Source organism: Ideonella alba, from assembly GCF_018069845.1.
Taxonomy (GTDB): domain Bacteria; phylum Pseudomonadota; class Gammaproteobacteria; order Burkholderiales; family Burkholderiaceae_C; genus Ideonella; species Ideonella alba.
In genome coordinates this window covers 131,682-149,506 of record NZ_JAGQDD010000006.1, presented here as the reverse complement: position 1 = coordinate 149,506, position 17,825 = coordinate 131,682, and the positions used below count along the sequence as shown (strand labels likewise).

The 17,825-nt window shown below is 68.2% G+C and carries 15 protein-coding genes; 7 read left to right on the top strand and 8 right to left on the bottom strand.

All coding sequences use genetic code 11. From position 1 onward, the window contains the following. Positions 1 to 11: 11 nt before the first annotated feature. The 7 genes from KAK03_RS10765 (at position 12) to KAK03_RS10735 (ending at position 4,767) form a co-directional block, all read left to right on the top strand. The gene (locus KAK03_RS10765; RefSeq protein WP_210853954.1) at positions 12 to 638 is read left to right on the top strand and encodes a MotA/TolQ/ExbB proton channel family protein; all 627 of its coding nucleotides are present in this window, start codon (positions 12 to 14) and stop codon (positions 636 to 638) included. Between the two features lie 8 nt (positions 639 to 646). Beyond that, entirely contained in the window at positions 647 to 1,075 is a 429-nt protein-coding gene (locus KAK03_RS10760; protein WP_210853953.1) for an ExbD/TolR family protein, read from the top strand. Then, complete coding sequence (gene lpxK, locus KAK03_RS10755) at positions 1,072 to 2,109, top strand: tetraacyldisaccharide 4'-kinase (RefSeq protein WP_310738557.1); 1,038 nt, start codon at positions 1,072 to 1,074, stop codon at positions 2,107 to 2,109. The genes KAK03_RS10760 and lpxK overlap by 4 nt, the downstream gene beginning before the upstream one ends. Next, positions 2,106 to 2,303 (top strand): Trm112 family protein, encoded by a 198-nt coding sequence (locus KAK03_RS10750; RefSeq protein ID WP_210853952.1) that lies wholly within the window; start codon positions 2,106 to 2,108, stop codon positions 2,301 to 2,303. Before lpxK ends, KAK03_RS10750 begins: the two co-directional genes overlap by 4 nt. After that, positions 2,300 to 3,055: a 3-deoxy-manno-octulosonate cytidylyltransferase gene (kdsB, locus tag KAK03_RS10745; protein ID WP_210853951.1), complete on the top strand. Its 756-nt coding sequence runs from the start codon at positions 2,300 to 2,302 to the stop codon at positions 3,053 to 3,055. Before KAK03_RS10750 ends, kdsB begins: the two co-directional genes overlap by 4 nt. A gap of 160 nt (positions 3,056 to 3,215) precedes the next feature. Further along, entirely contained in the window at positions 3,216 to 3,869 is a 654-nt protein-coding gene (gene adk / locus KAK03_RS10740) for an adenylate kinase (RefSeq protein ID WP_210853950.1), read from the top strand. A gap of 139 nt (positions 3,870 to 4,008) precedes the next feature. Continuing rightward, positions 4,009 to 4,767 (top strand): 3-hydroxyacyl-CoA dehydrogenase, encoded by a 759-nt coding sequence (locus KAK03_RS10735; protein ID WP_210853949.1) that lies wholly within the window; start codon positions 4,009 to 4,011, stop codon positions 4,765 to 4,767. A gap of 72 nt (positions 4,768 to 4,839) precedes the next feature. Here KAK03_RS10735 and KAK03_RS10730 read toward each other — a convergent pair whose 3' ends face one another. The 8 genes from KAK03_RS10730 to KAK03_RS10695 form a co-directional block, all read right to left on the bottom strand. Then, positions 4,840 to 5,100: a hypothetical protein gene (locus tag KAK03_RS10730; RefSeq protein WP_210853948.1), complete on the bottom strand. Its 261-nt coding sequence runs from the start codon at positions 5,098 to 5,100 to the stop codon at positions 4,840 to 4,842. A 135-nt stretch (positions 5,101 to 5,235) separates the two neighbouring features. Beyond that, positions 5,236 to 7,059 carry a sulfotransferase gene (locus tag KAK03_RS10725; RefSeq protein WP_210853947.1) on the bottom strand — a complete coding sequence of 608 codons (1,824 nt, stop codon included), beginning with the start codon at positions 7,057 to 7,059 and terminating at the stop codon, positions 5,236 to 5,238. 65 nt (positions 7,060 to 7,124) lie between these two features. After that, entirely contained in the window at positions 7,125 to 8,423 is a 1,299-nt protein-coding gene (locus KAK03_RS10720) for an aspartyl/asparaginyl beta-hydroxylase domain-containing protein (RefSeq protein WP_210853946.1), read from the bottom strand. A gap of 51 nt (positions 8,424 to 8,474) precedes the next feature. After that, positions 8,475 to 10,292 (bottom strand): tetratricopeptide repeat-containing sulfotransferase family protein, encoded by a 1,818-nt coding sequence (locus KAK03_RS10715; protein WP_210853945.1) that lies wholly within the window; start codon positions 10,290 to 10,292, stop codon positions 8,475 to 8,477. Between the two features lie 119 nt (positions 10,293 to 10,411). Then, positions 10,412 to 13,225, bottom strand: coding sequence for a TonB-dependent receptor domain-containing protein (locus KAK03_RS10710; protein WP_210853944.1), 2,814 nt, complete (start codon positions 13,223 to 13,225; stop codon positions 10,412 to 10,414). Between the two features lie 289 nt (positions 13,226 to 13,514). Next, entirely contained in the window at positions 13,515 to 15,356 is a 1,842-nt protein-coding gene (locus KAK03_RS10705; RefSeq protein ID WP_210853943.1) for an ABC transporter ATP-binding protein, read from the bottom strand. Between the two features lie 12 nt (positions 15,357 to 15,368). Further along, a complete protein-coding gene (locus KAK03_RS10700) occupies positions 15,369 to 16,814 on the bottom strand; it encodes an ABC transporter permease (RefSeq protein WP_210853942.1) in 1,446 nt (481 codons plus the stop codon). Between the two features lie 25 nt (positions 16,815 to 16,839). Further along, entirely contained in the window at positions 16,840 to 17,823 is a 984-nt protein-coding gene (locus tag KAK03_RS10695) for an ABC transporter permease (protein ID WP_210853941.1), read from the bottom strand. Between the last annotated feature and the right edge of the window lie 2 nt (positions 17,824 to 17,825).

Here is a 17,825-nt window from a genome sequence, read left to right as displayed (position 1 = left end):
TCAGGGACCGCATGCTGTCGATCATACAAGCCGCCGGCTGGCCGATCTGGCCATTGATCCTGTGTTCCGTGGCTGCGCTGGCGCTGGTGTTCGAGCGCCTGTCGGCGCTGCGCCGCGCCCGCATCGCGCCCGACGGCCTGGTGGACGAGGTGATCGGCGTCACCCGCCAGGCCATGCCCACCGCCGACATGCTGTCGAAGCTGGCCGACAACTCGCTGCTGGGCTCGGTCTTGGCCGCCGGCGTCAAGGTGGTGGCCCTGGATCCGCGCTGCCCCGAGGAACAGATCCGGGAAGCCTTCGAGAGCGCCGGCCGCGCCGCGGCCCACCAGCTGGAGCGCTACCTGAACGCGCTGGCCACGATCGCCTCCGCCGCCCCGCTGCTGGGCCTGCTGGGCACGGTGATCGGCATGATCGAGATCTTCGGCTCGCAGGGCGGCAGCGGCACCAATCCGGCGCAGCTGGCGCACGGCATCTCGGTGGCGCTGTACAACACCGCCTTCGGCCTGATGGTGGCCATCCCCTCGCTGATCGCGCATCGCTTCTTCCGCGGGCGGGTGAACGAGTCGCTGCACGAGATGGAGCAAGGCGCCGAGCGGCTGCTGCACCACCTGCGCCGCCTGCCGCTGCGGCAGTTCTGAGGCCGGCCATGAACTTCCGCCGCCCCACCAGCGAGGAACCGGAGATCAACCTGATCCCGTTCATCGATGTGCTGCTGGTGATCCTGATCTTCCTGATGCTGTCGACCACCTACTCGAAGTTCACCGAGTTGCAGGTGACCTTGCCCGTGGCCGACGCCGACGCCACCCGCGAGCGCCCGGCCGAGATCATCGTCAGCGTCACGGCCGATGGCCGCTACGCGCTGGACGGCCAACTCGTCGAAGGCCGCAGCGTCGACGTGCTGGGCGCTGCGCTGCGCGAGAGCGCGAGCCAGCGCAAGGACCCCTTCCTGATCATCTCCGCCGATGCCGCCGCGGCCCACCAGTCGGTGATCAACGTGCTGGACGCTGCCCGGCGCGCCGGCCTGTCGCGCATCACCTTCGCGGCGCAGAACGGCAGCCACGCCAACGAACAGTGAGCCGTTTCGGCGACGCCCTGCAGGCCCAGTGGTGGCGGCCCGAACCGGGGGTGCTGGCCTGGCTGCTGTGGCCGCTGTCCTGGGGCTTGCAGCGCGCTGCGCTGTGGCTGCGCGGGCGTGATCGCCAGCGCGCACGGCAACTGCCGGTGCCGGTCCTGGTGGTGGGCAACCTGATCGTCGGCGGTGCCGGCAAGACGCCCACCACGATCGCCCTGATCCAGGCGCTGCGGGAGCGCGGCTGGCGGCCCGGGCTGATTTCGCGCGGCCACGGCCGACGCGACAGCGGGCTGCGCCTGCTGGGTCCCCAGGTCAGCGCCGCCGAGGTGGGCGACGAGCCCTTGCTGATCCACCGCCGCACCGGCGTGCCCGGCATGGTGGGCGCCGATCGCACCGAGGCCGCACGCAGCCTGTTGGGCGCCCACCCCGAGGTGAACCTGCTGCTGGCTGACGACGGCCTTCAGCACGCCCGGCTGGCGCGCGACTGGCAGCTGATCGTCTTCGATGCGCGCGGCATCGGCAACGGCCTGACCCTGCCCGCTGGCCCGCTGCGCGAGCCGTGGACGACCCGCGTGCCGGCGCACAGCAGCGTGCTGTACAACGCCGAGCAGCCCAGCACGCCCTGGCCGGGCCACCTGGCCCAGCGCCGCCTGGCAGGCGCCGTGCCGCTGGCCGACTGGTGGGCGGGCCAGCCGCCAGCTGCGGACGCCTGGCAGACCCTGGGCAGCGGGCCGGTGCCGCTGGCCGCGGCGGGGCTGGCCGAGCCCGAGCGCTTCTTCACCATGCTGCGCGCCCAGGGCCTGGACTGCCGCTGCCTGCCGCTGCCCGACCACGCGCCGCTCGATCCCCTGCCCTGGCCGGCCAACGAGCCGGTGGTGCTGCTGACCGAGAAGGACGCGGTCAAGCTGACGCCTGGCCGGGTGCCGCCGGGCCAGTCCATCTGGGTGGTGGCGCTAGACTTCCAGCTACCGCGGGCGCTGGTCGACGAGATCGACCAGGCCCTTCACGCCTGCCACCCCCACAAGCCTGCCCGATGAGTGTCGACCACCGATTGCTGGACCTGCTGGTCTGCCCCCTGTGCAAGAGTTCGCTGCGCCTGCGCCGCGATGAGCAGAATCGCCCCACCGAACTGGTCTGTGTGGCCGATCGCCTGGCCTTCCCGATCCGTGATGGCATCCCGGTGATGCTGGCCAACGAGGCGCGTGCGCTGCCGGCCGAGGAAGAGGCGTGAGCTTTTCGGTGCTGATCCCGGCGCGCATGGCGTCGAGCCGGCTGCCGGACAAGCCGCTGGCCGACATCGGTGGCCTGCCGATGGTGGTGCGGGTGGCCCAGCGGGTCAGCGGCATCGGTGCCCGCCAGGTGGTGGTGGCGGCCGACGATGCCCGCATCGTCGACGCCTGCCGGCTGCACGGCGTGTCGGCACTGATGACCCGGGTAGACCATCCCAGTGGCAGCGACCGCCTGGCCGAGGCCTGCGAGGCGCTGGGCCTGTCCGGTGATGATGTGGTGGTGAATGTCCAGGGCGACGAGCCGCTGATCGATCCGGCCCTGGTGCGCGCCTGCGCCGACCTGCTGGCCGCCCACCCGGACTGCGCGGTGGCCACCGCGGCGCACCCGATCCACAGCGTCGAGGATTTCGCCAACCCGAACGTCGTCAAGGTGGTCTGCGACCAGCGCCGCCGTGCCCTGTACTTCAGCCGCGCGCCGATTCCCTGGTGGCGCGACGGCTCGCGCCCGGGTGCCGCTGCGCTGCCGCCAGTGCCCGCCTGGCGCCACATCGGCCTGTACGCCTACCGCGCCGCCACGCTGCGCCGCTTTCCCACGCTGAGCCCGGCGCCGCTGGAACAGGTCGAGTCGCTTGAGCAACTGCGGCTGATGTGGCATGGCGAGTCGATCGTCGTCCACGAGGCGCTGGAGGCCCCGGCGGCCGGTGTCGACACCCCCGAGGATCTGGCGCGCGTGCGCCGCCTGTTCCCAGGGTAAGCCCGCTCCGGACGCACCCCGGCTGTCAGTCTGACGCAGGGGTGCCCATGCTATTCTGGACCCCATCCCCACGCCGCGCGGCCCGGACCACCGGGTCAGGTCGCGACCAACGGCCCATCAGGCCGTCCACAGAATCACATCACTCCGAGGCAATTCACCCATGCGACTGATCCTTTTGGGCGCTCCCGGCGCCGGCAAAGGCACCCAGGCCAGCTTCATCTGCCAGAAGTTCGGCATTCCCCAGATTTCCACCGGCGACATGCTGCGCGCCGCCGTCAAGGCCGGCACCGAGCTGGGTCTGGCTGCGAAGAAGGTCATGGATGCCGGCGGTCTGGTCAGCGACGACATCATCATCGGTCTGGTCAAGGAACGCATCCAGCAGCCCGACTGCGCCAAGGGCTTCCTGTTTGACGGCTTCCCCCGCACGATTCCCCAGGCCGACGCGATGAAGGCGGCCGGCGTCAAGCTGGACCTGGTGCTTGAGATTGACGTGCCCGACTCGGCCATCATCGAGCGCATGAGCGGCCGCCGTGTCCACGTGGCCTCGGGCCGCACCTACCACGTCAAGTACAACCCGCCCAAGGTCGAAGGCAAGGATGACGTCACCGGCGAAGAGCTGATCCAGCGCGCTGATGACGCTGAAGAGACGGTGCGCAAGCGCCTGGACGTGTACCACTCGCAGACCCGTCCGCTGGTCGACTACTACAGCGCCTGGGCCGCCACCGGCGACGCCCAGGCCCCGCGCTATGCCCGCATCTCGGGCGTCGGCTCGGTGGAAGACATCACCGCCAGCGCGCTGAAGGCGCTGGGCTGATCCCGCCGTCGGCTGGGTCTTCCACGCACAGCAGGGCCGCCTTCGGGCGGCCCTTTTGCATGGCGGAGGCCCCCGACAGCCCGGCTCGGTGCACAATTGACGTTTACGTCAACGTCAACCACTCGAGCAGGAGCAACCCATGGATATCGCCGGCAAGGTCTTCATCGTCACCGGAGGCGCCTCCGGGCTGGGCGAAGGCACGGCGCGCATGCTGGCCGCGAACGGCGGCCGGGTGGTCATCGCCGACCTGCAGCAGGACAAGGGCGAGGCCCTGGCACGCGAACTGGGCGGCACCTTCGTGCGCTGCGATGTCAGCAACGAGGACGATGGCCGCGCCGCAGTCGCGGCCGCCACCGCGATGGGCAAGCTGATGGGCCTGGTCAACTGCGCCGGCATTGCACCGGCGGCCAAGACCGTGGGCAAGGACGGTGCGCACGCGCTGGCTCTGTTCGCCAAGGTCATCCAGGTCAACCTGGTGGGCAGCTTCAACATGATCCGCCTCGCGGCCGAGGCCATGTGCCGCAACGAACCCGAAGCCACCGGCGAGCGTGGTGTGCTGATCAGCACCGCCAGCGTGGCGGCCTTCGACGGCCAGATCGGCCAGGCGGCCTACTCGGCCAGCAAGGGCGGCGTGGTCGGCATGACGCTGCCGATTGCCCGCGATCTGGCGCGCAACGGCATCCGCAACATGACGATCGCCCCGGGCATCTTCGGCACCCCGATGCTGTTCGGCATGCCGCAGGAGGTGCAGGATTCACTGGCCGCCGGCGTGCCCTTCCCCAGCCGGCTGGGTCGGCCCGAGGACTACGCCAAGCTGGTACACCAGATCGTCACCAACGACATGCTCAATGGTGAGGTGATCCGTCTGGATGGCGCGATTCGACTGGCGCCGCGCTGAACGCTGCCGCACCACCGCCGCAGGACGGCGGCGGTGGTGCGCGTCCTGCGAGGGGTGGTGGACCGAAGGGGGTCAGCGGGTCTGACCGGTGCGCTGCTGGGCGTCCTGCACCATCTTGCGCGACTGCTGGCTCTCGTACTCCCACATGCCGGCCGTCTTGCAGGTCTTGGTGGGGATCTTGGAGCCGGTGGGGCGCTCGTAGCGGCAGACCATGCGGTCCGGGTCGTTGCTCGGCTGGGACGCCGAATCGGCGGTGGCCGCGGCCACATGACTGGTGGGCGGCGTCTGCGCCCAGGCAGGAAGGGCCATGCTGCAGGCGGCAACCAGGATCATTCGGGACAACATCTTCAAACCTCCAGACGCCCGGCTGACACCAACGGGGCGATAATCAAGAAAATACAACCGATTTCAACCGACCTCTTCGGGTCGACTCGTTGAACGAGTATAGTTGAGAGAATCAACGACGAACTATCGAAGAGACTTTAACCTTTCCCAGGTATCTGAGAAGTCATTCAAACAGTTTCGAATGATGTCCTCATTTTTCCGCCATTTCTCAGGGTGCGGTTTGGTGAGCGTATGCCGGGATGGTGGTAACGGAGCGCTGAGCCGTGCCTGCAAGGCAGAATCAATAGCGATACCTGCAAAATCACAGATCCTGCGCACCACCTGATCGGGCTGACGGGTGAGGTCGGTGTAGTTCACCGCCATCCAGCGCTCGGGCGGCAGCGCACTGAGGTCATCCAGCGCAATGGTATTCGTGGTATTCCATTGGAATGTGGCCACGTCGGCCAATGGGCGACCGCGTAATTGACGCCAGCCCGGCGGCAGCAGCAAGGACCAATCGCCGTCCCAGCCCGGCATATTCGAATAAGTGACCCAGCCGCCGCTTTCCCAGGCATCGATGATGCTGCTGATATTCTCCCAGGGGTCGCGCCACAGGAACACGAATTTGGCCTGGGGAAACAGGCTTGCGAAAAATGGCACGCGCAAGGCGTTCTTCGGGGTTTTCTCCAGCACCCTCACCGGCCCGGCATCGGCCGGCAGGGGTTCGCCCTGGGGGTTTCGCAGCCGCGCACGCAAGCGCGCGGCCATGTCGGCGGCCAATTCGGGGTTGGCATGCGACGTGTCCAGACGGTTGTCTTCCAGACCGTCGGTGCCCGGGGCGAATTGCTCGTAGCCCTCGACCAGCCAATGGGCCTCGCCGCCCACGGTCCACCACTGGGGTGTGCTGGCCAGTGTTTCGAACAGCAAGGTGCTGCCCGAGCGCGGTGCCGCGATGATGAACACCGGGGCGATGCCCTGGGGGGCGATGGCTGGCGCGGGGGCATCGCGCCGGATCGCCGACGGCGCCGGTGACGTGCTCATGGTCGCTGCCGCGCTCGCCACAACGGGCGACGGAGCCGTTTGGGTCAGGCTGGTCTGCCCTTCGCTGACCAGGTAGCGCCCCACCCGTGCCATCAGCACGCGCATGGTCGGGGCCTTGTTGCTGCGCATCGACAGGCGTTCGCCGTGGGCCTGGGTCACCTCGCGCAGCGCCTGGGCCATGTAGCGGAACTGCTCCAGGCCCTCATCCGAGTCGGCATAGAGCGACCACAGCTGGCGCCAGTCGTTGCAGAAGCTGCGCAGCAGGCTCTGGAAGCGCAGCACATCGTGCACCGAGCCGCCTGCCCCGGGCGTGGGCTCCAGGTCGGCCGCCAGATCGCCCAGCAAGGACTCCAGTTCGGAGGGCGGCATCACCCGGAAGGTGTTGTAGCGCTCCAGCGCCAGGCTGACCTCGCGCCCGGGTTGGTAGCCCACACGCTGCGGGAGCTGGCCCGGTGGCGTGCCCATGGCCATGTTCCAGAAGGCCGCGCTGCCTGAGGTGTCGGCGACCAGGTGGATGCGTTCCTCGTCGGTGTCGTTCTCGACCCGGTGCAGGCGCCAGTTGTCGAAGATCCAGGCCTCGCCGGGCGCCATGTAGACGCACTCGTCCTCGCACCAGAACTTCACGCCCGGGCGGGTCAGCACGGGAATGTGCACCCGCACGCGGGTGAACCAGTGGTAGTTCATGTCGGCGTGCTCGGGCACCTTGGCGCCCGGCGCCAGCCGCATCAGCCGCGAGCGACCCCAGACCACGCCGAAGTGCGCCAGCACCTGGCGGATGTAGGGCGTGGCCTGCAGGTGGGGCGTCATGGCCATGCGGCCGGTGACATCGTCGTTCTCGGCACCGTCCACCGTGATCAGCCGGCAGGCGGTGTTGCCTTCGAAGGCGTTGGGATGACTCACCCAGGCCTCGGGCGGCAGCGCGCGCACTTCCTGCGCCAGGCGATCGGCGTCGAACTGCAGGGGCAGCTTGAAGAAGGGTTGGGCCAGTTTCATCAGAACTCCAGCGACGAGGACCGGGTGCTGAAGCCACCCAGCACCTCCTGCAGTTCGCGCAGCGCCTGAATCTCGACCTCGCTGAGATCGGGATGCCACAGGTCGAAGATCATCACCACCCGGATCTGGTCGCTGCGGTTCCAGGCCTCGTGCGAGTAGGTGTCGTCGAAGACCACGACCTCGCCTTCCTTCCAGGCGTGCTCGATGCCGGCCACGTTGAGCGCGCAGTTCGCCGGCACGATCAGCGGCAGGTGGCCCACCAGGCGGGCGTTGGTCACGCCGTAGTGCGGCAGCAGGTGCGTGCCAGGCCCCAGGATGCTGAACAGCACCTCCGGGCCGTGGCCGGTGACCCGTGACAGCGGCAGCTGATCGATCGCGGCAGCGGTCACGGGACAGGCGGCGGCGTTGTTCTCGTTGCGCTGTCCGTGGCGGTAGAAGTAGTAGCCGTCCCAGCGCGACGGACCGGTCTGGTTGGCCAGGAAGGCCTGGGCCAGCGCCGGGTCGCCGAACACCGGCTCGCGGCCGGTGGGGTCCGACATCACTGCCAGCAGCTCAGCGCGGATCTGGGCCGCCTGGGCTTCCAGCTGGTCGACGCCGCGGATGCGGGTCTTGTCGATGTAGGGCGACTGCGCCAGGCCGGGCACCGGAAAGCGCGTCGGGTGCTGGCGCTTGTCCGGCGCGTCGTAGACCGCCTCGCCCAGCTGGATCAGCGCGAAGCCGATGACGCGGTCCATGTCGGCCTGGCCGTGGCGGGCGACGATGCCCGACAGGATCTGGTCGCACAGGCTGCGCTTGTGCTCGCGGACCATGGACAGCGCATGAACCACGGCGGCACGCATCGCGGGTGGCGTGGAGCTCTCGCTGATCCAGCGGCCCTGGCGCTGTGCGTCGTCGATGGCGCGCGCGTAGTGCAGCACCGCCGCGTTGAGGTCGCCCCCCTGCTCCAGCAGCCGCGCACAGGACAGCCGCGCAGCGAACAGCGCGGGCTGTGCGGTCAGCAGCCGCCGGTAGGAGGCCAACGCGGCGGCGCCATCGCCCTCGGCTTCCTGGATGTTGGCCAACTGATTCAGGGTCAGCGGGTCCTGCGGTGCGCTGTTCAAGGCGGCCTGCACATGCTGCCGGGCGGTGCGCAGGTCGTTCGCGCTGAGGGCCAGCACGGCCAGGGCATTGCGCACCTCGACGTGCTCGGGGGCCGCATCGACCAGTCGATTCAGGATCGACAAGGCCTCCGGCAGGCGTCCGGCGCCCATGCAGGCCCGCGCCGTGTTGAAGGACTCCGTGAACTCGACTGCATCCATCGCCATCTTCCATCCGATCCCAGGCCGGTCGCTTCGTTCCCCACGCAGCGCTCAGGCCTCGTAACCCCAGCGCGACATCAGACTGGACAGGCCGGGCACCAGAACGCGCAGCTGCGGCTCATAGGCGCGCCAGCGGCCCACTGCCTTGGCGGTCACCGGCTTGACCACCTGATGGTAGCTGGGGGTGCCAATATAGCCCCGGCGCCGCGCATTCTGCGCGGGCTCGAGCATGGCCGGGTCCCATGCCAGATCACAGAACTGGGCGATCTGCCGGGCATAGCCTTCCAGGTCGGCCACCAGCGACTCGTAGCGCACCTCCATCACCCGCGGTTGCAGCAGTTCAACGGCGGCGTACCACTGCGCAAACATCGCGGCATAGCCGGCGCCCAGGGTCGGCAGGTCCTGGCACAGCCGTGCGAAATCGGGGGCCCGGTAGTGCTGGAAGTAGTTGCTGGTGATGACGTCCAGCGGATGACGCACCGCCATGATGATCGGGGCTTCGGGCCACAGACGGCGGATCACCGGCAGCCGCAGCATGTTCAAGGGGTTCTTGTCCAGCAGGCGCTGACCGGGTGCCAGGTCCACCTTGGTGGCCACCTGGCTCCAGTAGCGCTGGCGGGCGGCCTGCAGCTGCTCGGCGCTGGCCTGCGCCAGCGCGCGTGGATAGTCCAGGCCCTGTTCCTGCAGGCATTCCTGCGCGTCGAGCAGGAAGCGCTGCTCGTCCATGGTCTGAAGCCCGGGATGGGCGTCCATCATCTGTTCGAGCAAGGTGGTGCCGGAGCGCGGGAAGGCCACGATGAACACCGGGCTCTGGGCCGCGGACGGGGCCGCCGGGTCGTGCCAGCGCGCCACATCCTGCGGGTCACAGCCGGTGCGGCCGGGGTCGCCGAAGGCGATCTCCTGCCCCTGCGATCCCGGCGCCGCCATGCCGAAGAAAGCCATCTGAGAGCGGTGCGCCGCCGTGGCTGCCTCGAACGCCTCGGCGCTGCGCCCCAGCGTGTCCAGGGCCTTGGCCAGCGGGAACAGCAGCTCGTGGCGTGCGGGCTCGGGAACGTCCTTCGCCAGCAGCTGCTGGTACAGGCCCACGGCCTCCTCCGTCTGGCCATTGCGCGTGGCCATCTGTGCACACAGGCCCAGCCACCGCTCCTGCAGTTCCGGCGGAATCGACACGCGCACCGCCTGCAGCCGCGCAAAGCGCTGGTTGGCCTCGTCCAGGCGGTTGGTGCGCTCCAGCAGCGACACCAGGGTCATCTCCACCGCGTGGCCATTCTGGCGGGACAGTGACAACTGCTCGACGATGCCCAGGGCCGAGGCCTGGTCGCCAGCGGTGAGCAGCATCATCGCCACCTCGGCCAGCAGTTCAGGCGTCCAGCCCTGCCAGCTCTGCCAGTCCTGCAGCGCGCTGCGCAACGCCGCGGGCTCGCCGCTTTGCATCAGGGTCTGGGCGTAAAGGCAGCCAATCTCGGCCTCCACCGGGCGCTGCACCATGGCCAGCGCCAGCTGCTGTCGGGCTTCGGGCAACTGGCCGCGCTCGATCTCGAGCAGCGCCATGTTGTAGCGCAGCACGGGGTTCCAGCCCGCAATGCGTGCGGCCGCCTGGTAGCCCTCGGCCGCGTCATTCAACTGGCCCGAGGCCCGCAGGGCGGTCGCCAGGTTCATCCAGTGCGTGGGCTCGGTGGGCTGCAGGCGGGTCAGGGTCCGGAAGGCCGTGGCGGCGGCGCCAAAGTCGGCCTTGGCCTGCTTGATGATGCCGTAGACCAGCAGCACCTGCGGATCCTTGGGCGCGCCGATCAGGGCCATGTCGGCCCACTGGGAGGCCGCGTGCAGGTCACCCGCCTCGTAGGCGGCGTAGGCGCGCTGAATCGCCATGTTCTCTTGCATCGTTCAGGGAGCCCGCGATGTCAATGAAAGTCCAGAAATGAAATGAGCCGCGCGGCACAGCCGCGCGGCTCATGGATCGACTGGTCACAAGGACCAGTTCATCTCACTCAGAACGCCTGCTCCAGGCGCACGAACCAGCGGCGGCCGATCGTGTCGTAGGTCTGCACGTCGACGTTGCCGTTCAGCTGGAACTGGTAGGCCAGCGGCGGCTGCTTGTCGCCCACGTTGTTCACACCGACGATGACCTTGGTCTTGGTCTTCTCCATGCTGTAGGAGACGGCCACGTCGTGGTAGGTCACGCCACCCTGGCGAACCAGAACGGTCGGGCAGGTCGCCGTCGAGCAGAAGTTGGCGTCCTTGCTGTTGCTGATGTTGGTGCTGCTGATGTAGCGCGAGGTCCACAGCACGCCGAACGGGCCCATGCCCCACTGCACGTTGCCGGAAATGCGCCACTTGGCGAAGTTGCCGTAGCTCGGATCCAGCGTGCCAGCGGCTTCCTGTTCGACACCGTCACCCAGGTCGTACTTGAAGCTCTTGGTGTAGCTGGTGTCCAGACCCACGCGGAAGCGGCCGTAGGCGGTGGGCGGCAGCATGTAGCGCAGCGACACATCAATACCGTTGGTCTTGATGTAGCCGGCGTTCAGGTTGGACAGATCCATGTTGTCGATCTGGCCAGTGCCCGGGTCACGCTTGATGCGGTTGCAGAAGGCGTCGGACGGCGTGTTCAGGCAGGCCTTGGCGATCGTGGTCGGGTCGCCGGAGGTGATCGCGTCGTCGAGGCGGTAGTTCCAGTAGTCGGCCGTGACAGAGAAGCCCTTGATCAGGCTCGAGTCATAGACGAAGCCCAGGGTGAACACCTTGCCCTGTTCAGGCTTGAGGTTCTTGTTGCCACCCAGGAAGCCCAGGATCTGCGAGTTGTCCTGATCGTAGCCGCTGTTCGGCGGGATGTACTGGCAAGCGCGGCTGTAGCCGGGCTCGTTGCCGGTGGCCGTCTGGCAGGGATCGATGAAGGTGGGGAAGGTGCCCTGCGTGGCGCCGAAGCGGTCATTGATGGTCGGGGCGCGGAAGACCTGCGACGCCGTACCACGCACCATCAGGTCGGCGACCGGACGGTACTCCAGCTTGGCGGAGCTGTTGGTCGTGCTGCCGAAGCTGTCGTAGCTCGACAGGCGGCTGCCCAGCGTCAGGTTCAGGGCCTTGGCGCCCGGCATGTCCTTCAGCAGCGGAATGAACAGCTCACCGAACACTTCCTTGACGTTCTGCGTGCCAGAGGTGTCGCCACCGCAGGTCTCGGCCGCCAGCAGGCAGGAGTTGTAGGTCGGCGGCACATAGCGCGTCAGTTCATCGACCTTCACGCTCAGGTCCGACTTGCTGTAGGTAGCGCCCACGGCGGCCTGGATCGTGCCCGGGGTCCACTTGTAGACGTCACCGGTCATCACCAGGTCCAACGTGCGTTCGTTGGTGGAGGTGAAGTTGGTGTAGCCCACCGAGAACGGCGTCAGGCCGACCAGCGAGGCCTGGCCCGTGGCGTTGTCGGCCGTGACGTTGAAGATGTTGAACGCGTCGTTGGTCAGCGCGTTCTGCAGCAGGCCGCCGTTGATGTAGCCGCTGACGCCGGTGTTCTGGCGGTAGCCCTGGTAGGTGTAGGCCAGGTCCCAGGTCCAGGAGCTGTCGGCGACGGCACCGCGCGCACCCAGGGTCATCTGGCTCAGGGTGGTGGCGTTGTTCGACTGGCGCTTGCCCAGGTCGACCGGGCGCACCTGCATGTTCGTGCCAGCGGCACCGCCAGCCGAGGTGGAGCCGAAACGGATGCCGAACGGGTTGTTGGCGCTGGTGGCCCAGCCGTCGTTGGCCGCCACCATGGGCAGCGGGGCGATCTGGAAGCCGGACGTGGTGCGGTTGTGCAGCACGGTGGCGAACAGCTCGACCGCGTCAGACGCCTGGTAGGAGGCGTCGACGAACAGGCTGGCACGCTCCTGCGGGGTCAGGGCCAGGTTCTGCGGCTGGTAGTCGTAGGAGTCGGTGGCGCTGGAGTAGCAGCGGAAGTCGTCCAGCGAGGTGCCGGCGGCGCCGGTCTTGCGGGTCAGGCGGATGGTCGAGCCGGCGCAGCCGAACTGCTCGGCAGCGGTCTTGCCGTTGGGCAGCACGGTGCTGGCCGGCAGCGAGATGCGGCCTTGCGGGGTGGAGCTCGAACCCAGCTTCAGGGTGTTGACCACGCCGTCATACGTGTACCAGTACAGGGCATGCGCCGAGAACTTGCGGTCGCCGGAGCGGACCAGGCCCTGCTTGTTGAAGTTCAGGCCGGCCATCACGTGGCCCTTGTCGGTGGAGGTACCGAAGGTCAGCTCGAGGTTCTTGGTCTCGGCGTCGCCCTTGCCCGACACGCCGTACTGGGCGGCGGCATTGAAGCCGGTGAAGTTCTTCTGGGTGATGATGTTGACCACACCACCGATGGCATCCGAACCATAGGTGGCACCGGCACCCTGCTTCAGGATGTCAACGCGCTCGATCAGGTTCAGCGGGATGGAGTTGACGTCGAAGCCGGCGCCCAGGCGGCGGCCGTCCAGCAGCACCAGGGTGCGCTCGGAGCCCAGGCCGCGCAGCGAGATGGTGGACGCGCCATCACCACCGCCGTTGTTGACCTGCGGGTTGGTCGCCGCACCGGCGATCGACGGCAGTTGCTGGAGCAGCGCACCGATCGAGACCACGCCCGACTGCTGGATCTGCTCACGGTTGACCACCTGCACCGGCGCCGCGGCTTCGGCGTCGATACGGCGGACACGCGAACCGGTCACCTCCACGCGCTCGGCGGTCGGGGTGTCGGTGGGGGCGGTCTGCGCCTGCGCCATCGGGCTGAACGCCGTGACGCCGCCGCCGAACGCCACCAGCAGGCTGGAGCATAGTTTCGTGCGATTGAACATGGATGCCACTCCTTTGATCTGAAAAGAATTGATCGATAGACCCAGTCATGAAGCAAGGGCCATGCCGTCTTGTGAAGTTTCGTGTCCTTGCTTCAACGGACCGTGAACGGATTGTGGCGAGTGCCCTCTTGTCCAGTCATGCGGTTAACCCTTTTTGCATCTCATTCCGGTCCGCTGTGTTGCAAAAAAACTTCAACGTTCATGGGGGTCACGGACGAGCGCCAAACGCGCGTCGCCCGGTGGGGCGACACGCATCAAGACAGGCCGGCGGACGCGGCCGCTCGCGGGGTCAGGCCGGGGTGTTCAGGCGCGGCACGGCGTCGATCAGCCGGCGCGTGTAGGCGTCCTGGGGACGCTCCAGCACGTCGGCGCAATCGCCCTGCTCCACGATGCGCCCGCCGCGCATCACCGCCACCCGGTCCGCGATGTACTCGACGACGCCGATGTTGTGGGTGATGAACAGGTAGGCGATGCCCAGCTCGGCCTGCAGGTCCTTCAGCAGGTTCAGGATCTGGGCCTGTACCGACACGTCCAGCGCCGAGGTGGGCTCGTCGCAGACGATCAGCTTGGGCCGCACCGCCAGCGCGCGCGCGATGGCGATGCGCTGGCGCTGGCCGCCCGAGAACTCGTGCGGGTAGCGCTCCAGCGCCTCGCGCCGCAGGCCGACCTGGTCGGCCAGGGCCTCCAGCCGGGCCCGGCGCGCTGCTGCATCCAGGTCGGGCTGCAGCGACAGCAGCCCTTCCTCGAGGATGTCGAAGACCCGCATGCGCGGGTTCAGCGAGGCGAACGGGTCCTGGAAGATGATCTGGATGTCGCGCCGCGCGGCGCGCAGGGCGTCGCCCTCCAGCGCGAACAGGTTCTTGCCGCCCAGCAGCGCCTGCCCCTCGATCGTCGCCTGGCCGCGCAGCAACTGCACGATGGCCTTGCCGCTGGTGGTCTTGCCGCAGCCGGATTCCCCCACCAGGGCCAGCGTCTGGCCAGCGCGCACCTGGTAGCTGACACCATCGACCGCATCAAACCAGCCGTGCGTGCGCTGCAGCAGGCCCTTGCGGATCGGGAAGCGCACGCGCAGGCCCTGGACGTCCAGCAGCGGCTGGTCCTGGGCCGACGCGGTGGACCGCGGCGAGGGTGCCGGCGCAGGCTGCGGCGCGGCCACGCTGCCCTGACCCGCCATGCCAGGCTCGTACAGCAGGCAACGCACCTCGCGCGCCCCACCCTGGGACAGCAGCGCCGGCACGGTGCTGGTGCACTGCGGCAGTGCACGGTCGCAGCGGGGTGCGAAGCGGCAACCGCTGAAGCTCATCGTCAGCGGCGGCACGGTGCCAGCAATGGCGGACAGCTGCGTGCCGCGACGCGAGGCATCGGGCAGCGCGCGCAGCAGCGCCTGGGCATAGGGATGCCGCGGCGCGCGGAAGAACTCGTCGGCGGGCGCCAGCTCGATGATCTGGCCGGCATACATCAGGGCCACGCGATGGGCCATGCCCGACACCACCGCCAGATCGTGGGTGATCAGCAGCAGCCCCAGACCATGTTCGCGCTGCAGGTCCTTCAGCAGGTCCAGCACCTGGGCCTGGATGGTCACGTCCAGCGCGGTGGTGGGCTCGTCGGCGACGATGTAGTCGGGCTCGGCCGCCAGCGTCATCGCGATCATCACGCGCTGCTTCTGGCCGCCGCTCATGCGGAACGGGTAGTCGTCGATTCGCCGCTCAGGCTCGGGGATGCCGACCCGGCGCAGCCAGTCGATCGCCTTTTCACGGGCGGCGACACCGCGCAGGCTGGTGTGCGTCTCGATGGCTTCGACCAGCTGGTCGCCCACCCGCATCACCGGGTTCAGGCTGGTCGACGGCTCCTGGAAGATCATGCCGATGCGGCCGCCGCGCACGCTGCGCATGTCCGACTCGGGCAGGGCCAGCACGTCGTCGCCGTCGATCAGGATGTCGCCGCCGACCACGCGGCCGTTCTCGGGCAGCAGGCGCATCAGCGCCAGCGCGGTCATGCTCTTGCCACAGCCCGATTCGCCCACCAGCGCGAAGGTCTCACCGCGCTGCAGGGTCAGGCGCATGTCGTCGATGGCGCGCACGATGCCCACCTCGCCATCGAGCTCGACTTTCAGGTTCTTGATGTCCAGCATGGGGCGCTCGCGTCAGGCTTTCTTGGGAACGGCGGCCACGCGCGGGCGGAAGGCCCGGGCGCGCGGGTCGAAGGCGTCGCGCACGCCGTCGGCGAACAGGTTGGCGGCCAACACCAGCGACACCATGAACACGAAGGCGGCGGCGAAGGGCCACCAGACCACCGGGTCGCGGCTCATCTCGTTGCGGGCGAAATTGATCATGCCGCCGAAGCTGTTCATCGACGGGTCGACGCCGACGCCCACATACGACAGCACGGCCTCATACAGGATCAGCGCGGAGAATTCGAGCACCGTGACGATCAGCATCAGGTGCGCCACGTTCGGGAAGATGTGGCGCGCCATGATGCGCCAGTGGCCCACGCCGAAGGCGCTGGCGGCCTGCACGTACTCCAGCTCACGCAGCTTCAGGGTCTCGCCACGCAGCAGGCGGCACAGGCCGGCCCAGCCGGTCACGCCCAGCACCACGCACAGCAGGAAGAGCTTCAGGTCGGCGCGCTCGACGCCGGTCTCGAACAGTTCGGGGTGCTTGTCCAGGAACACCTGCACCATCAGCACGCAGGCGGCGATCAGCAGGATGTTGGGGATCGAGGACAGCACGGTGTAGAGGTACTGGATCAGTTCGTCCACCCAGCCCTTGAAGTAGCCGGCCATGATGCCCAGCGTCACCGCCAGCGGCAGCGTGGCCAGCGTGGCCAGCGTGCCGATGACGAAGGCGGTGCGGATGCTCTTGACCGACTGGTAGAGCACGTCGTTGCCGGTGATGTCGGTGCCGAACACGTGGTAGGCCCCGTTGAGCGTGACCACCGGGCCGAGCAGCAGGCCCAGGATCAGCACGGTCAGACCGGCGACATGCCAGGGCACTGGCAAGCGCTGCTGGCGCACGTCCTGCCAGGTCTGCGCCAGCGGCGTGCCGCGGGCCCGGCCGATCAGCAGCAGGCCCAGCAGGCACAGCATCGCGGCGCCCAGGGCCCCGGCGACCAGCCCCTTGAGCACCCGCGCCGTGACATCACCCGCCCATTCAGCCGCCGGGTTGCTCAGGTGGGCACCGCCATAGGTCAGCCGCGGCGCGACGCGCTGCACCTTGCCATCGATGGTTTCCGACTCCTTGGTGAAGCGCACATAGGCCAGCGGCACCGAGTAGGTGGCCTCGCGGGCTTCGGCCGCCGAGGCCATCAGCGCATCCAGCACCGACTTCACGCGGGTGTCGTAGGCCACCGTGCCGGCCGGCGCACCTGGCGTTGGCGGCAATTGCGGACGGAAGTGCAGGCTGTCGGCCAGGGTCAGCAGCAGGCACAGCACGAGCACGACGCTGGAGGCCAGCGCCGGGCCGTTCTGGAAGACTTTGGCCCAGTTGGCGCGCAGGTTGGCGCGGCGGCGCACCATCAGGCCGTAGCCCACCGCGGCGGCGATCAGCAGCCAGATCGCCACGTCGGTCCAGAGAAGAACGAATTTCGGCATCACCGTGTTCCTTGCAGCGGTGGCGTCAGCCCAGGCGGACGCGCGGATCGACCCAGGTGTAGGCCAGGTCGATCAGGATGTAGGTGGCGATGTAGAGCAGCGAGCCCACGAACACCATGGTGCGCACGATCGCGAAGTCCTGCTTGCTGATCGCCTCGATCACGTAGGCGCCCAGGCCCGGGATGCCGAAGAAGCTCTCGAACACCAGGCTGCCCATGAACACATACGGCAGGTAGCCGCCGGCGCTGGTGATGATCGGGATCAGCGCGTTGCGCAGCACATGGCGGAACATCACCACCGTTTCGGACAGGCCCTTGGCGCGCGCGGTGCGCACGTAGTCCTTGCCGATCTCCTCCAGAAACATCGCCCGGTACAGGCGCGCCTCGGCACCCAGTCGGGCCAGCGCCGACAGCAGCACCGGCAGGATCAGGAAGCGCACCGCATCCAGCCCCGCCGCATAGCCCGAGATCGGCACCAGCTTCAGCACCCGCGAGAACAGGTACTGGCCGACGATGATGTAGAAGAGGCTGGAGATCGACAGCATCAGCACGCACAGCACCACGCCCCACAGGTCCAGCCGGGTATGGCGGAACATCACCAGCAGCAGCGCGAAAGCCGTGCTGGCAATGACCTGCAGGATGAAGATCGGCAGCGCCAGCTGGATGCTGACCCACATGCGGCTGGCCACCTCGTGGCCGATGTCACCGGCGCTTTCGCCGTCGGCACGCCCGAACTTCAGCTGGAACAGCGAGACCGAGCGGTCGTAGAAGATCGTGTCGGTGAAGCGCTCCAGGCCCACGCGCTGGTCGTTGAGGTACAGCGGCTTGTCATAGCCGCGCTCGACCTTCCACTTCTCGATCAGCTCCTGGGTGACACGCTTGCCGCCGATGTTCAGGCGGGCCATGTCGTCCGGCGTGTTGACCGTGAAGAACAGGAAGAAGGTGGCCAGGTTCACGCCCAGCAGGATCACGACGCCGTAGAGCAGGCGGCGGATGGTGTACGCAATCATCG

Coding starts and splice junctions, on each gene's coding strand:
- KAK03_RS10760 (WP_210853953.1), top strand. CDS start 647: ATGAACTTCCGCCGCCCCACCAGCGAGGAACCGGAGATCAACCTGATC.
- adk (WP_210853950.1), top strand. CDS start 3,216: ATGCGACTGATCCTTTTGGGCGCTCCCGGCGCCGGCAAAGGCACCCAG.
- KAK03_RS10710 (WP_210853944.1), bottom strand. CDS start 13,225: ATGTTCAATCGCACGAAACTATGCTCCAGCCTGCTGGTGGCGTTCGGC.
- KAK03_RS10720 (WP_210853946.1), bottom strand. CDS start 8,423: ATGGATGCAGTCGAGTTCACGGAGTCCTTCAACACGGCGCGGGCCTGC.
- KAK03_RS10705 (WP_210853943.1), bottom strand. CDS start 15,356: ATGCTGGACATCAAGAACCTGAAAGTCGAGCTCGATGGCGAGGTGGGC.
- KAK03_RS10750 (WP_210853952.1), top strand. CDS start 2,106: ATGAGTGTCGACCACCGATTGCTGGACCTGCTGGTCTGCCCCCTGTGC.
- KAK03_RS10695 (WP_210853941.1), bottom strand. CDS start 17,823: ATGATTGCGTACACCATCCGCCGCCTGCTCTACGGCGTCGTGATCCTG.
- KAK03_RS10735 (WP_210853949.1), top strand. CDS start 4,009: ATGGATATCGCCGGCAAGGTCTTCATCGTCACCGGAGGCGCCTCCGGG.
- KAK03_RS10700 (WP_210853942.1), bottom strand. CDS start 16,814: ATGCCGAAATTCGTTCTTCTCTGGACCGACGTGGCGATCTGGCTGCTG.
- KAK03_RS10730 (WP_210853948.1), bottom strand. CDS start 5,100: ATGATCCTGGTTGCCGCCTGCAGCATGGCCCTTCCTGCCTGGGCGCAG.
- KAK03_RS10715 (WP_210853945.1), bottom strand. CDS start 10,292: ATGGCGATTCAGCGCGCCTACGCCGCCTACGAGGCGGGTGACCTGCAC.
- KAK03_RS10765 (WP_210853954.1), top strand. CDS start 12: ATGCTGTCGATCATACAAGCCGCCGGCTGGCCGATCTGGCCATTGATC.